Raw genomic sequence first — 16,054 nt, 5'->3', positions numbered from 1 at the left:
GTTCATTCATGAAATTAAGACAGTTGCTGTTTATCGCTGCACTCCTCGTCTGTCCAGGGATAAGTCATGCGGTCACCTGCTCCGTCAGTAACGTCCAACCAATTAGTTTTGGTGCAGTGGACCCGTTGTCATCATCAGGCGCAACGACCTCAATGACCTTTACCTGGACTTGTGCAAAAGAAGTGACCGACGTACTGGCGGGGATTAACCTCTGTTTTAATATTGGCGCATCGGGCGTCAGCGGTCAGGTGGCAACACGGAATATGTCGTTAAGCGGAACACCTGCCAGAACGTTGAGCTATCAGCTATATCAGGACGCCGGGCACAGTAAAATCTGGGGGAGTCAGTATCAGAGCGGAACCTCGGTTCCCATGGTACAACTTAACTTGTTCAATTTGCTCCCTGTGACCGGTTCACTGACAGTATCCGCCCAGCTCGTCACGCCGCAAACTTCTGCAGTCCCCGGAAGCTATCAGGACAGCTATACGGCAGCCACGGCGCTTATCACCCTCAACCCTGGATTAGTTATTCCGCCCACCACGTGCGGTGATACCGTTGCCGCCAGACTTCCCTTCAGCGTATCAGCCACTGTCAGCAAACAGTGCAATATCACATCGGCCAATAACATTAGTTTTACCCCGGTGAAGGCAACTCAGCGCAATGCGACAGCATCAAATACCATCGGGGTGGCATGCACCAATAACACCCCTTATACCATTGGACTGCAACCCTCCAACGGCAATACTGCAGGCAACGGTGTGATGAGCGGAACGGGGGCAAACAGCGATAAAGTGCCCTATCAGCTCAGCTCAACGCCAGGGCCTTCCGGCACAGTGTGGGGCAACACCCCGCTCAATACCGTTACAGGCACTGGCACCGGCTCCGCTACGCCATATTCGGTGTATGCCACCGTTCCCAGCGCGAACTACACCCCCGACAACTATGCGGACACCGTCACTATCTCAGTGACCTACTGACGCGCCGCTAAAATGCAATCAAGAAAACACAAATAATTATCATATTGTTTACTTTTAGAGGTGCATCATAAATCTGACAAATAGTCATTCTCATGCACGATGCATATTAAATGCCTGAATTGCTACTTGATCGCAAACATTCGCAAAATCAATAGATAATTATTCACTTAACGCTTAATTCACATATTTTTTATATGGCTATTAGAGGGCTGGAGGACAGGCCGTTTCTTGAAAAAAATGTTAAATTTAAGTTTATATGGTGAGATCCACTGTATACCACGGCCAAATTAAGAACATATTACTTTTATAACTAAGGTTTATCATGGATAAGTTATCTTACGCTTCAGATAGCAGCACATCTGCCTGGAATACCTACCTGCAACAAATCGAGCGTGTGGCCCCTTACCTGGGCGAACTTTCCCATTGGGTGGATACCCTGCGCCACCCGAAACGCGCGCTAATTGTCGATATTCCGGTGCAGATGGATGACGGCACTATTCGCCATTTCGAAGGATATCGTGTACAGCACAACCTCTCCCGCGGCCCGGGAAAAGGCGGTGTGCGTTATCATCCTGATGTTGATCTTAATGAAGTGATGGCCCTTTCCGCCTGGATGACCATCAAATGTGCCGCACTGAACCTGCCGTACGGCGGTGCCAAAGGTGGCGTTCGCGTCGACCCATTCTCGCTGTCCGAAGGTGAACTGGAGCGTTTAACCCGCCGCTATACCAGCGAAATCGGCATTATCATTGGGCCGCAAAAAGATATTCCAGCGCCGGATGTCGGCACCAACGGCAAAGTGATGGCATGGATGATGGATACCTACTCCATGAACCACGGCACCACCGTAACCAGCGTGGTCACCGGTAAACCTATCCACCTTGGCGGTTCGTTGGGTCGTGATAAAGCAACGGGTCGTGGCGTGTTCGTCAGCGGTCTGGAAGTGGCTCGTCGTGCCGATATCGACGTTGAAGGCGCGCGCGTAGCGGTACAAGGCTTTGGTAATGTCGGCAGTGAAGCGGCTCGCCTGTTCGCCAGTGCTGGCGCACGCGTCGTTGCCATTCAGGATCACACTGCCACCCTGTTTAACACCACCGGGATCGACATGACCGCGTTGACCGCCTGGCAGTTGGAGCACAAACAGATTGCCGGTTTCCCGGGGGCGGAAACTATCGCCAGCGAAGCCTTCTGGAGCGTGGAGATGGATATCCTGATCCCTGCCGCGCTGGAAGGGCAGATTACCCGTCAACGTGCAGAAATACTGACCTGCAAACTGGTGCTTGAGGGCGCTAACGGCCCAACTTACCCGGATGCCGATGATATGCTGGCAAGCCGCGGTATCATCGTGGTACCTGACGTCGTATGTAACGCAGGCGGCGTCACCGTCAGCTACTTCGAATGGGTTCAGGACATGGCCAGCTTCTTCTGGAGCGAAGAAGAGATCAACAATCGCATGGATAAAATCATGACCGATGCGATGGTTCATGTGTGGGAGAAAGCGGCGGAGAAATCCTGCTCATTGCGCACTGCTGCCTATATTGTGGCCTGCGAACGTATCCTGCTGGCACGTAAAGACCGTGGTATTTATCCGGGATAATACGACGGCAGATACGTCAACGTTTTGGGTGATGCTGCCAACTTACTGATTTAGTGTATGATGGTGTTTTTGAGGTGCTCCAGTGGCTTCTGTTTCTATCAGCTGTCCCTCCTGTTCAGCTACTGACGGGGTGGTGCGTAACGGCAAAAGCACCGCCGGACATCAGCGCTATCTCTGCTCTCACTGCCGTAAAACATGGCAACTGCAGTTCACTTACACCGCTTCTCAACCCGGTACGCACCAGAAAATCATTGATATGGCCATGAATGGCGTTGGATGCCGGGCAACTGCCCGCATTATGGGCGTTGGCCTCAACACGATTTTACGTCACTTAAAAAACTCAGGCCGCAGTCGGTAACCTCGCGCATACAGCCGGGCAGTGACGTCATCGTCTGCGCGGAAATGGACGAACAGTGGGGCTATGTCGGGGCTAAATCGCGCCAGCGCTGGCTGTTTTACGCGTATGACAGGCTCCGGAAGACGGTTGTTGCGCACGTATTCGGTGAACGCACTATGGCGACGCTGGGGCGTCTTATGAGCCTGCTGTCACCCTTTGACGTGGTGATATGGATGACGGATGGCTGGCCGCTGTATGAATCCCGCCTGAAGGGAAAGCTGCACGTAATCAGCAAGCGATATACGCAGCGAATTGAGCGGCATAACCTGAATCTGAGGCAGCACCTGGCACGGCTGGGACGGAAGTCGCTGTCGTTCTCAAAATCGGTGGAGCTGCATGACAAAGTCATCGGGCATTATCTGAACATAAAACACTATCAATAAGTTGGAGTCATTACCACGTTTTGAACGACGATAAACGCCAGTCGTGAGTTACGCCAATAATGCGGCATTATTTGTGGCATTATTGGCGTGTAGTCACCTGATTCATCCGCCCCGCTTTCTGCGTTTTACTTACCCAATATCTGCGCGGTTTGTTAGCCAATAAACATTAAATCCCATCGCAGCAACCATAATTTGCGTTAAGAATCCATAGCAACGCATTATTGGCCGCAATGTCTACTACCAATATTACGCCCGCCATATATATTGACGAACTGATTAAAAATCCCGAATAATTGTCGAATTATGGCATTCTGGCTGCAGGGAAAGTTGCCTGACACAGTGCGATTAGATCGGGCCGGGAAAACTCAGCGAATAACCATGTGAGAATATAATGGTCGATCATTCATCTGCTTTTGAGCACAACGATTTTACTCGTTGCCTGTCTCTTTTCGACAGCGCATTTCCACAAATCTTATCCCTGCTGGGCATGCCAGCCCCCACGCAACTCTCGCCTGATACGTTTTATAATTCACTTGATAAAGCCCGAGAGAAATTGGGCAACTGGAACAGTGTAGCGGCCTGCTTTAACTATAACGAGCAGGAAATGGCGAGCTTTCTTGCGGCACTACGCACCTTGAACAAATGGCTCGGCAGAAATACAGATGGCCAGCCTGCCGACAGAAATCTGACCATTGCCGCGTTGCGTTTTTTGTGGCAGCTCGAATATTTGCGAGAAAAACAGCCTCAATTAACTTACTCAACGACGCTGAATAACGAAGACGAAGAAAAGCAGTTACGTAGTTTGCAGCAGGTACGGGCATTAGAGTTGACCATTCGTAGTTTAATTAATGAAGCGTACAATAACCAACAAGCCCTACTTGAGCACCTAAACAAATTATTTGGTCAGGAACGTGTAAAAAAATGGCTGAACGTTGCCGATCGTGATGACGTATTGAGCGGTACTCTTTTCAGTGAACTCGCCTCACTGTTTATTGATAAAGACGAATATCCCATCCACTATTCTCCACTTTATCAATATACCCCTTTGCTCAGCTTTGTTAACGATAAACGTAGAACACTGAATACCTTTCTTGACGATATTCGCGTAATTCGCAACCGTCTGGCGCATCATAAGCGGGTAACCTCCGTCCAAACAACATTGGTGAATTACTATTACCGAGAAATTACTGAGCCGGTACAGGAGGCCTTCGATGAAGGTCGGGTAAAAGTTAACCCTGATCGTTTTTTTGATGACAGCAATGCTGAGGTTGCGCGCTATTTCGAACGGACCGCCCAAAAAATTGACGATCTTGGCGGCGACGTTCAGGGAATAAAGGATGACCTGGCGGCTCAGGCTCAGGATATTGGAAAAATCAAAATGGAAACGGGCATCATTCGCAATCGAGTGGCCTGGGTGCTGGGCGGTATCGTCGTCATTATTGTTGGCTCGGTACTGACTTTCGGAACCTCAACCAAGACGCTGGTGAATACGGAGTCCATCCGTAGCGATCTCGGGGAAGTGGGTAAAACGGTTGCCGGTGCGAAAAAAGAAACCAGTAGCGATCCGCGTAAAGAACTGGCGAATATCGGCATTGCCTGGGATGAAAAAAATCTTCGCGCCGCTATCGACCGCGGTGATACCCAGGTTGTCAATTTGTTTCTTGCCGGAGGCATGCGCTGGAAACTGTATTATGCCGAAGCCGCATTACAGGAAGATCGCCAGGAAACGTTGAATGCCCTATTACAATCAGCATCGTTGATGGATGAAAAAAACGGTTGTCTCAGAATGGCCGGTAAATTACGTCAGCAAACGAACCAGAATGGCACGCTGACCCCCATACAGATTCGTTATTTAAAAACATTCTGTTCTTCTGCCAAGGATATTCAGGGTATTAAAGCGGAACTGGACAGAGCGCTTAATTTTGAGAAAGCCCAGAAGAAAGCTTACGATGAAGAAATGGCTAAAAATGAACCTGCGGGTCGCTGTGAACGCCGTTTGATGGCCGATAATGCACGTGACTTACTGGCTGACGCGGCGCAGTTTTCACTGCAAAGACCTACCACCTATTCACTCCACGATGTGTTATTGAAAGAACTGAATACGCGTCTGATGTTCGGCACACTCAACGGGGCAGAGTTAAAAAACCTGGTTAAGAACTACTGCGTGAAACAAGAAAACCATGAACCCAATATTGCGATTGACGATAACTGGAGTCGCTCACAACAGGTCATTTATAACGTAGTCAAATAATGAGCGATACAACAACACATCCATCGAAAGAGAATTATATGTTCGCATTCAACAATGCATGGCCGCAGTTTACTTTCGAGTTCAATCCGTCGCAGCGTGATGCACCGGCAGGCAGCCTGCTGATCGGATTGGGCGACGGCAATGATACGGAAAGCCAAAAGGGTGTCGCGCTCAATAACAAAGGATACCGTGCAGGTCACTACAATTCGGTGAGTGAACTGGTGGCAAATGCCGACGATCGTCAATGGACTATATGGCGCAATAAACTCTCAAGTGTCCAGGGAATACAACGAATCGTTATCGAAGATTTCTCTCTGGATACCTGTTTTACGCTGTTGCTGTTTTTGAACCATCTCGATGCCGCTGGTTCGCTGTCGCTATCAACACATCCGTGGCTGGAATACGTCACCGCATGGGAAAGCGGTATTTATCTGGACGGTGATGATACGACGCGTTCTGCCGCGTGCTTGTTATCCGCACTCGCGCATAGCAGCCTGTGCGAGCAATCCATGGATGATACTGCCGTTGTTCGCCACAACATATTGGCCTGCCTGCGCCTGTTGAGCGATATGATAATAGCCAACCCAGACCCCACCGCAGGCATTATGCCCATGCACACGCAATGTTATGCAAGTGCGGTCGCAAGTCTGGCGTATGAGCAACAGATTTACCAACACGTTATCAAGCGTTCGGTGACCTGCCAACTCCTGCTGGACCTCGGCACAGGCCGGCGGCAAACGGTGGTTGATGCACTGTTTATCACCGAAACGCTCCCTTCCGGGATGCTGAAAATTCTCGCGCGCTGCGACAAAGAACGCAGTTGGACGCACAATGGATTTGGGCTGCTGGCCATTTATCGCCCGCGAGAAGTGGGCACGGGCAATGATATCGTTATTTCGCTCAACCCCATTCAGGGGACGCGCCTTGATGCCCTGTGGTCCGCTCTGGAACAGCGTGAAGATGCGGCCTGGCAAGGGTTACGCCCGCACGATACTCCGCGTTTTCTCGAAAGCTATCGCCTGGCCAGAAGCGATAAACTAATCCCAGGAGCACCGAACCAACCCTGGTACGACGATCAAGGCAGAATGACGCTAATTGCGGCACCGAAGCAGCTTGCGCCCGGAGAGCCAGGCTCGAAACTGACCTGGCAACAAGACGTTTTACCCGCAATCTGGGAAAATTATTTTACCCGGTACCTTGATAACGCCATTGTGCCAATAGCTTTACCCGAACTTGATTGCCGCACAAAGGGTAAATGCATTCGTGTCTATCAGCATCGCATCCCGGAGGGCGGTGATATTACGATAGTCCCGCTGATGCGTATGATCGATACCCCCACTTTCCATGCCTGGCTGGCAGCACAGAGCGATAGCACGCGCGTCGTCCGGAGCCCTGCGGATCTCCCCCCCGCCAGCGAGTACAGCAGCCAGTGGTACAGCAATATTCTGGTCGTCGCTCACCGTCATGGCGTCACATTCTTCTGTCGCGAAGAAGAGGATAAACATCTGGCAATACTGATTAAAGCGGCCAGTTCAGTAGCGGATGTCAGCCATGAGTATGAAAATTTTCTGGCGAACTCTGCCCAACAGATTGAACAGTGGCTCAAGGATCTGCTCGAATCGCAGCAAATTCACAACCGAAAGGGAAAAATTCGTCGTTTATCTGACTGGTCCGAAATGATGCTGGAAACCAAGGCCCGGGCGCTAAAAGCCATGAATAAAGGTGCTTTGGTCGGCAACGATGCCCTGCATAACCAGCTGAGTGACGATCTCTCGCGGCAGTGGGGATTATCTGAACAGCGCCAGGAGCTCATGGCGCAGATAGAGCAATTGGATCAGCTCATGCGCCAGGCGATTAGTCAGCGTCAGGAAAAACGTCAACGTATTTACGGCGCACTGTTTTCCGCTTTAGCACTCGGCGCGGCGGCTAACCATATTTGGGAACCGATTAAAGAGATAAAAACAACAAACCTTTATGAATGGCAACTCATGCTATTCAAAGAGCAGCCAGCCCCGGCAATGGACAAATTGCAGGCGATTGCCGCAGATGCCGCACGATACGAAGTCTATACCCTGGCTATTCTGCTAATTTTTGGTTTTATTGGTTTTATCCTGTTCTGGTTTTTCGATTTTAATGGCAAAGAAGAGTAAGGAATAACGTTTTATTCACAATACCGTCAGCATAAACCTTGCCGCATCTCTCACTTCCGCTGTTTTATGCACCAATACGTTTCAATACGGAACATTACCAGATGCTAATGTTCCGTATTGAAACGCCAATCACATCAATTTTCTTTTGACTACCCGTGTGCAAAATTACCTTATCGGCAGCGAGAGGTCGCCGTGGCGCTGTACAAACCGATACCCTACATCAGATGTCTGCCTGATATGTGCAGCCATCTCAGGACTGTCTGCGGAGCATAAAAAATGAAAAAATTGATCAACCGTGTTGAAGACGTACTGAACGAACAACTCGCCGGGCTGGCAAAAGCCTACCCTTCTCTGGCACTGCATCAGGACCCGGTGTATGTCACTCGCGCAGATGCGCCAGTGATGGGCAAAGTGGCGCTGCTTTCCGGTGGTGGTAGCGGCCATGAGCCAATGCACTGCGGCTACATTGGCCAGGGTATGCTCTCCGGTGCCTGTCCGGGTGAAATTTTCACCTCGCCAACGCCGGATAAAATGTTTGAATGCGCCATGCAAATTGATGGCGGCGAAGGCGTACTGCTGATAATCAAAAATTACACCGGCGACATTCTTAACTTCGAAACGGCAACCGAGCTATTGCATGAAAGCGGCGTCAAAGTCACCACGATGGTCGTGGATGATGACGTGGCGGTGAAAGACAGTCTGTACACCGCCGGTCGTCGCGGTGTGGCAAATACTGTATTGATTGAAAAACTGGTCGGTGCGGCCGCTGAACGCGGTGACTCACTGGATGCCTGCGCGGCATTGGGGCGCCAGTTGAACAATCAGGGTCATTCCATCGGGATTGCCATTGGTGCCTGTACCGTTCCGGCGGCCGGTCAACCGTCATTCACCCTGCAGGACAACGAAATGGAGTTTGGCGTCGGTATCCACGGCGAACCCGGCATTGACCGCCGTCCATTCTCCTCGCTTGATCAAACTGTGGATGAAATGTTTGACACCCTGCTGGAAAACGGCAACTACAGTCGTACGCTGCGTCACTGGGATCACCTTCAGGGCGCATGGCAGGAAGGGAAAGAAAGCAAACGCGCGCTACAGAGCGGCGATCGCGTGATTGCGCTGGTCAATAATCTCGGTGCGACACCGCTGTCTGAGCTCTTCGGCGTGTATAACCGCCTTGAAAGCCGTTGCCAGGATGCCGGTATTGTCATCGAACGTAACCTGATTGGCTCTTACTGCACCTCTCTGGACATGACCGGTTTCTCAATCACCCTGCTACAAGTGGATGACGAAACGCTGAGCTTATGGGATGCACCGGTTCACACCCCTGCACTCAACTGGGGTAAATAAGGAGATTCATGATGTCCCTCACCAGAACACAAATTGTTAACTGGCTCTATCGCTGCGGCGAAATATTCACCACCGAAAGCGATTTTCTTACCGGCCTTGACCGGGAAATCGGCGATGCCGACCACGGTCTGAATATGCACCGCGGCTTCAGTAAAGTGGTCGAAAAGCTCCCGTCCATTGCGGATAAAGATATCGGTTTTATTTTGAAAAATACCGGGATGGTACTGCTCTCAAGCGTCGGTGGTGCCAGTGGCCCGCTGTTCGGCACCTTTTTCATCCGCGCCGCGCAGGTCACTCAGGCCCATCAAAGTCTGACGGTTGACGAGTTGTATCAGATGATGCGTGATGGCGCAGAAGGTGTCATTAGTCGTGGTAAAGCCGAACCGGGTGACAAAACCATGTGCGACGTTTGGGTGCCTGTCGTCGAATCTTTACGCCAGTCCAGCGAGCAAAAGCTGAGCGTACAGGCCGCTCTGGAGGCGGCAAGCGCCCAGGCAGAAGCCGCGGCGCAAAGTACCATCACGATGCAGGCGCGCAAAGGCCGCGCCAGCTACCTTGGTGAGCGTAGCATTGGGCATCAGGACCCCGGCGCAACGTCCGTTATGTTTATGATGCAAATGTTGGCTCAGGCGTCCAGAGAGTAAGGATAAAACGATGGTAAACCTGGTTATTGTGTCTCACAGCGCCCAACTGGGCGAAGGCGTCGGTGCGTTAGCCCGACAGATGTTAATGGGTGATGGTTGTAAACTCGCTATTGCCGCAGGCATTGACGATCCTGAGAACCCCATTGGCACCGACCCCATCAAAGTGATGGAGGCCATTGAGTCAGTGGCAGATACGGATCACGTGCTGGTGATGATGGATATTGGCAGCGCGTTACTGAGTGCGGAAACCGCGTTGGATCTGCTCGATCCGGCAATCGCCGCCAAGGTGCGTCTGTGCGCTGCCCCGCTGGTTGAAGGTACGCTGGCGGCAACCGTCAGTGCTGCGGCGGGCGCTGATATCGATCGGGTCATCAATGATGCCATGAATGCCCTTGACGCCAAGCGTGAGCAACTGGGTTTACCTTCGTCGTCTGTTGCGAAGACAGCACCCGCTGAATTGTCACCCGACGCCGATGCTCGTTCGGTTGCCGTGACCGTAAGAAACCCCAACGGTATACATGTTCGCCCGGCATCGCGGCTGGTCTCCACATTGTCTGGCTTTAATGCCGACATGTGGCTGGAAAAAAACGGCAAATGCGTCGTCCCTGACAGCCTGAATCAGATAGCACTGCTGCAGGTGCGCTGTAATGACACGCTGCGTCTGATTGCTAAAGGTGAACAGGCAGACGCGGCGCTGGCTGCGTTTACACAGCTGGCGGCTGAGAATTTTGGCGAGTCCGTCGAAGAAGCACGCGCTGAAAGCATCGCAGTACCGGTGCCAGCGCTGGCAACGGGTACTGCATTTTGCTATACGCCGTTCTCACCGCAAGTCACCCATCGCCCGACCGCGGATATGCAGGACGAGCAGCAGCGGCTAAAAGCGGCCATTCAACGCACACTCGACGACCTGAGTGATTTAACCGCGCTGGCAGAGGAGAAGTATTCCGCTGATATCGCCGCCATTTTCTCTGGTCATCACACGCTGCTCGACGATCCTGAGCTTTTCGATATGGCCTGTGATTTGATGCGCGAAGAGCAGTGTAGCGCAGCATATGCCTGGCATAACGTACTGCGCGATCTGAGTCAGCAGTATCTGCAACTCGACGATCCTTATTTACAGGCGCGATACATTGATATTGAGGATTTGCTGTCCCGTACGCTGCAACATTTGACCGGCGAAAGTGCCCGTATCCCCGCGTCTATTCGACCGACCATTCTGGTCGCCGATGTCATCTATCCGTCTACCGTGCTGCAACTCGACCCGCTCACGATCAAAGGGATCTGCCTGCGCGCCGGTAGCGAGGCCTCCCACTCGGCGATTATCGCCCGCGAGATGGGCTTGTGCTGGGTATGCCAACAAGGCGCAACCCTCGATGCTATCAAGATGGGTGACGCTCTGACTCTGGACGGTGTAACAAATCGGGTGATCCTCGTGGGCTGATACCCACAGCCCACCCTTTATCTGTAAAAGGTGGGCTATTTCACTCCCTCCGTCAGGAAATGTCTGTTTAATCGCAAAATGGGGGGCCGATCACGCGCAACGGTCGATCCTGAACTAAGGTTTTCTCATGGTAGATGCCGCAACTTCGGCACGCCGCTAAGGAGATTAACCGATGATAACACCCGCAATTCGCCATCCTGGCCTGCTCTCAGTGGCGATAAAACTGACGCTCGCGAGCACCTTTTTTGCTCTGGCCTCTTTTACTGCGAACGCTGAGGATTCACCTGTCGCTACGCCTTCTCCTCCTGATATTCTGCTTGGTCCATTGTTCAATGATGTACAGACAGCAAAGCTATTTCCCGATCAGAAAACTTTTGCCGACGCAGTGCCCAACAGCGATCCGCTGATGATCCTTGCCGATTATCGGATGCAGAAAAATCAGTCCGGCTTTGATTTACGCCATTTTGTGGAAGTGAATTTTACGTTGCCAAAAGAGGGTGAGAAATACGTGCCCCCGGCCGGGCAATCACTCCGCGAGCATATTGACGGACTGTGGCCGGTACTCACTCGCTCAACCACCGATGTCGAAAAATGGGACTCTCTGCTGCCGCTACCAGAACCCTATGTAGTGCCGGGCGGGCGTTTTCGTGAGATTTATTACTGGGATAGCTATTTTACTATGCTGGGGCTTGCCGAGAGCAATCGCTGGGACAAGGTTTCTGATATGGTGGCCAACTTCGCTTATGAGATTGATTCCTGGGGGCACATTCCTAACGGCAACCGAAGCTACTACCTGAGCCGTTCACAGCCACCGTTCTTTGCCTTTATGGTTGAACTGCTGGCGCAGCATGACGGTAACGACGCGCTGAAAAAATACCTCCCGCAGATGCAAAAAGAGTACAGCTACTGGATGGAAGGAGGCGAAACACTTCAGCCCGGTCAACAGCATAAACGTGTGGTCAAACTGGCTGATGGCACCCTTTTAAACCGCTACTGGGATGACCGGGATACGCCAAGACCTGAATCCTGGGTTGAGGATATTGCCACCGCGAAAAGCAATCCGAACCGCCCTGCCACTGAAATTTATCGCGACCTGCGCTCAGCCGCCGCATCCGGCTGGGACTTTAGTTCACGCTGGATGGATAACCCCAACCAGCTAAGTACCCTGCGCACCACCAGCATTGTGCCTGTCGATCTCAATGCCTTGTTATACAAGATGGAGAAAATGATCGCTCTCGCCAGCAAAGCCGCAGGTGACGATGCCAAAGCAGCGCAGTACGAGGGCTTTGCCAATGCCCGCCAAAAAGGGATTGAAACCTGGTTGTGGAATGACAAAGAAGGCTGGTATGCCGACTATGATCTGAAGAGCCACAAAGTCCGTAATCAGTTAACTGCCGCCGCGCTGTTCCCTTTATTTGTGAATGCGGCGGCAAAAGATCGCGCCGGCAAGGTGGCCGCAGCAACTCAGGCGCATCTGTTGCAACCTGGCGGCCTTGCAACCACGTCGGTGAAAAGCGGCCAGCAGTGGGATGCTCCCAACGGCTGGGCGCCGTTACAGTGGGTCGCCGCCTCGGGATTACAGAACTATGGCCAAAATGATGTCGCTATGGATGTCACCTGGCGATTCCTCACCAATGTGCAGCACACGTACGATCGTGAGAAAAAATTGGTTGAGAAGTATGACGTGAGCAGCACAGGAACTGGCGGCGGCGGTGGCGAATACCCGCTACAGGATGGTTTCGGCTGGACCAACGGCGTAACGTTAAAAATGCTCGATCTGATATGCGCTAAAGATAAACCCTGCGACAGCGTACCGGCAACGCGCCCCGCCCCCGCCAGTAACACGCCTTCCGAGGCCAAAAAGCAGACTCAACCGACGTCCTAATCTTCTTCTGGTGTCTTCAGTCTCCTCTAAATCCGCGCCATGTCGCGGATTTTTTGGTGCCATGTATCTCCATTTCAGGTGTATCCATTGCATCTAGCCCTTATGGGGTAGCCCCTGTTTTCATCCGTGTGAAATTGATTCTGAACATGTTTTTATTCGCTGTATATGTAAATATATAGCGATTTTATCACTGTTCAGGAGCAACATAATGCCACTGACAAGAAGGATGTTTGCCCAGCTCGTGGCATCTGCGCTGCTGTTACGCCATTTTCCGGCCCTTGCCCAAACACCGCTTACCGTTGCTGTCGGTTCACCGCCGTCACCCGAGGCAATCCAGCGCGTCGTCAGCGCCGGAGCACCTGCTGATATGCTATTGCTGGCTGTCGCACCGGAAAAACTGGTGGGATTTTCATCATTTGATTTTTCTCACCAGGCCGCAGTGCCATTCCATCATGACATTTTGGCGTTACCGAAATTGGGAAGACTGGCAGGACGCGCCAGCACCCTGTCACTGGAGGCCTTGTTAGCGCTGAAACCCGATCTGGTGGTTGACTGCGGCAATGCTGATGAAACCTGGCTTTCTCAAGCCCGGCAGGTCAACGCGCAAACGCACGTTCCGTGGCTGCTGATTAACGGCGAGCTCCGACAAACCCCGGCACAACTGCAAGCCGCAGGGGCTGCGCTGGGTACCGCAACACGGGCCTCGGCACAGGCCGCACTTGCCCGTCGATTTATTGATGACGCAGATGCGTTTTCGCACTCCCCCGCAGCAAAACTGCGCTTTTATGCCGCACGCGGTGCCAGAGGACTGGAAACCGGTTTACAGGGTTCACTGCATACCGAAGCACCAGAGTTACTGGGATTACACAATGTCGCGCAAATCCCGGGACGACATGGATTGACCCAGGTATCCATGGAAAATCTGTTGAGCTGGCAGCCCGATATTATTCTGGTTCAGGATGCAGTCACCGCACAGTACCTGCGAGAAGATCCCGTCTGGCAAGGGGTTAAAGCCGTTGCTGAGCAACGTATTCTGTTTCTCAGCGGACTGCCGTTTGGCTGGCTGGACGCCCCGCCGGGCATCAACCGGTTGCTGGGATTACGTCGCCTGCACGCCTGGCTTGACCCCAAAATTGAAACCCACTTTAAGACCGATATGCAGCGCTACGCAGAGTTGTTCTGGCACACCTCATTAAGCGATGCACAGTTTCAAAAGCTGGTGACACCCTGATGAGAATGACTACGCTGAGTGCTCTGATGATCGCAGCCATTGCCGTGTGTGTCATCGTCGCAACGGTTTCAGGTGCATATCGCCTGGATGCCCAGCAGGTGATGAACCTCATTGCTGACCATCCGGGCGTGCCGCCCCAGGACAAAATCGTCTTCTGGCAGATTCGATTGCCACGCATTCTGGCTGCATTGCTGCTGGGCGCGGCACTGGCGGGCGCAGGGACCACTTATCAGGGTATGTTCCGTAACCCACTGGTGTCGCCGGATATTCTCGGCGTGGCAGCCGGGGCGGGTTTAGGGGCCTGTACCGCCATCCTGCTCGGTTTACCGATCCTGTTTATTCAACTGTATGCGTTTGTCGGCGGCCTGTTCGTGGTGGCGGGCGTGTGGCTCATCACCCAGCGGGTAAAACGCCACGATCCGGTACTCACCCTTGTACTGGTCGGCATTGCGCTGGGTACGGTGTGCGGCGCAGGGATTTCGCTCATCAAAACGCTGGCTGACCCGTATACCCAGCTACCGTCGATTACCTTCTGGCTACTCGGTGGTCTGTCGACCATCACCGCCCATGACCTGTGGTTGTCCGCACCGCTGATCGTGGCCGGTTTGGTGCCGCTGTTGCTGCTACGCTGGCGTATGAATTTACTCACCCTCTCGGATGATGAAGCCCGTTCTCTGGGCATCAACGTTTCCCGGCTACGGCTCTGGCTGATTATCTGCGCCACGCTTATCACCGCCTGCACTGTGGCGATTGCCGGAATTATTGGCTGGATTGGGCTGGTGGTGCCACACATTGGCAGACTGCTTTGTGGGAACAACCACCAACGGCTACTGCCTGTTTCAATGGGGATCGGCGCTATTTTACTGCTGCTGACAGATACCCTTGCCCGCACTCTGAGCAGCACGGAAATCCCGCTGGGGATCCTGACCGCGTTTATTGGTGCCCCCTTCTTCCTGTTACTTCTGCTCCGGGGAGGCCGACAATGACGCTGCTGAGCGTACAACATGCATCTCTCGGCTACCATTCCCGGCACCCAGTATTACGCGATGTCTCGTTTAGCGTCGCGCTAGGGGCAATTTGTTGCCTGATTGGCGCCAATGGCAGTGGGAAAACTACGCTGATGCGTACCATTCTTGGCGTTCTTCAACCGCTTGCTGGCCAGATTACGCTTGATGGTATCGCGGTGAATCATCTCAGCGACTGGGAACGCGCCGCCGCCATCGCCTGGGTTCCTCAGGCACATGACGGTGCGTTTGCCTTCACGGCTCTGGACATGGTGATGATGGGACTGGCCCCGCAAATGGCGGCATTTGCCGTTCCCGGCGGCAAAGAGCGCGACATCGCCCTTGAACAACTGGACGTGCTGGCAATCCCGCATCTCGCGCCCCGGCGCTGGAACACCCTGAGCGGTGGCGAACGTCAACTGGTGTTGATTGCCCGTGCGCTGGCACAGCGTCCACGTCTTTTACTGCTGGATGAACCTGCTTCCAGCCTCGATTTTGGTCACCAGATCCGACTGCTCGACACCCTGGTCACGCTGAAAAATTCGGGCATGGCGCTGCTGATGTCGACCCACCATCCGTTGCATGCACGGGCCATTGCCGACAGCGTGGTACGCGTCGAGCCAGATGGTCTGGTGTCACAGGGGGGGCCTGAACACCAACTGGCTGCTGAACGTCTGGCCACGCTGTATCGGGTCACGCCCTCACAAATAGCCCATCACCTCTTTGGCTCACACGATTAAGGAATCA

General features: G+C 52.8%; 12 protein-coding genes. All 12 read left to right on the top strand.

The window, feature by feature from the left end; translation table 11 throughout:
* Positions 1–8: 8 nt before the first annotated feature.
* The 12 genes from SK32_RS04060 to SK32_RS04005 all read left to right on the top strand — a co-directional run bounded on the left by SK32_RS04060 (position 9) and on the right by SK32_RS04005 (position 16,047).
* The gene (locus tag SK32_RS04060; RefSeq protein ID WP_048211443.1) at positions 9–977 is read left to right on the top strand and encodes a Csu type fimbrial protein; all 969 of its coding nucleotides are present in this window, start codon (positions 9–11) and stop codon (positions 975–977) included.
* A gap of 322 nt (positions 978–1,299) precedes the next feature.
* Positions 1,300–2,574 (top strand): Glu/Leu/Phe/Val family dehydrogenase, encoded by a 1,275-nt coding sequence (locus SK32_RS04055; protein WP_048211442.1) that lies wholly within the window; start codon positions 1,300–1,302, stop codon positions 2,572–2,574.
* Between the two features lie 82 nt (positions 2,575–2,656).
* Positions 2,657–3,354 (top strand): IS1-like element IS1A family transposase gene (locus SK32_RS04050; protein WP_103215986.1). Its coding sequence is split into 2 segments (ribosomal slippage): positions 2,657–2,906 and positions 2,906–3,354, totalling 699 coding nucleotides; the frame shifts between segments, so codons are not numbered across the junction.
* 391 nt (positions 3,355–3,745) lie between these two features.
* Positions 3,746–5,605, top strand: a complete 1,860-nt coding sequence (locus SK32_RS04045) for an STY4199 family HEPN domain-containing protein (protein ID WP_048211441.1) — start codon at positions 3,746–3,748, stop codon at positions 5,603–5,605.
* Positions 5,606–5,643: 38 nt separating this feature from the next.
* On the top strand, positions 5,644–7,755 hold the full coding sequence (locus tag SK32_RS04040; RefSeq protein WP_048211440.1) for a hypothetical protein: 2,112 nt from the start codon (positions 5,644–5,646) through the stop codon (positions 7,753–7,755).
* A gap of 276 nt (positions 7,756–8,031) precedes the next feature.
* The gene (gene dhaK, locus SK32_RS04035) at positions 8,032–9,102 is read left to right on the top strand and encodes a dihydroxyacetone kinase subunit DhaK (RefSeq protein ID WP_048211439.1); all 1,071 of its coding nucleotides are present in this window, start codon (positions 8,032–8,034) and stop codon (positions 9,100–9,102) included.
* Between the two features lie 11 nt (positions 9,103–9,113).
* Entirely contained in the window at positions 9,114–9,746 is a 633-nt protein-coding gene (gene dhaL, locus SK32_RS04030) for a dihydroxyacetone kinase subunit DhaL (RefSeq protein WP_005122292.1), read from the top strand.
* Between the two features lie 10 nt (positions 9,747–9,756).
* Positions 9,757–11,187, top strand: a complete 1,431-nt coding sequence (gene dhaM, locus SK32_RS04025) for a dihydroxyacetone kinase phosphoryl donor subunit DhaM (RefSeq protein ID WP_048211438.1) — start codon at positions 9,757–9,759, stop codon at positions 11,185–11,187.
* A 172-nt stretch (positions 11,188–11,359) separates the two neighbouring features.
* Entirely contained in the window at positions 11,360–13,072 is a 1,713-nt protein-coding gene (locus SK32_RS04020) for an alpha,alpha-trehalase (RefSeq protein ID WP_048211437.1), read from the top strand.
* A 208-nt stretch (positions 13,073–13,280) separates the two neighbouring features.
* Positions 13,281–14,303: an ABC transporter substrate-binding protein gene (locus SK32_RS04015; protein WP_048211436.1), complete on the top strand. Its 1,023-nt coding sequence runs from the start codon at positions 13,281–13,283 to the stop codon at positions 14,301–14,303.
* A 5-nt stretch (positions 14,304–14,308) separates the two neighbouring features.
* Positions 14,309–15,289, top strand: a complete 981-nt coding sequence (locus SK32_RS04010) for a FecCD family ABC transporter permease (protein WP_370529599.1) — start codon at positions 14,309–14,311, stop codon at positions 15,287–15,289.
* The gene (locus tag SK32_RS04005) at positions 15,286–16,047 is read left to right on the top strand and encodes an ABC transporter ATP-binding protein (RefSeq protein WP_048211434.1); all 762 of its coding nucleotides are present in this window, start codon (positions 15,286–15,288) and stop codon (positions 16,045–16,047) included. The genes SK32_RS04010 and SK32_RS04005 overlap by 4 nt, the downstream gene beginning before the upstream one ends.
* Positions 16,048–16,054 lie beyond the last annotated feature (7 nt).

Source organism: Citrobacter sp. MGH100 (assembly GCF_001034465.1).
Classification (GTDB): Bacteria; Pseudomonadota; Gammaproteobacteria; order Enterobacterales; family Enterobacteriaceae; genus Citrobacter; species Citrobacter youngae.
Note: the sequence above shows the minus strand (reverse complement) of the source record. Positions and strands in the feature narration are given on the sequence as shown.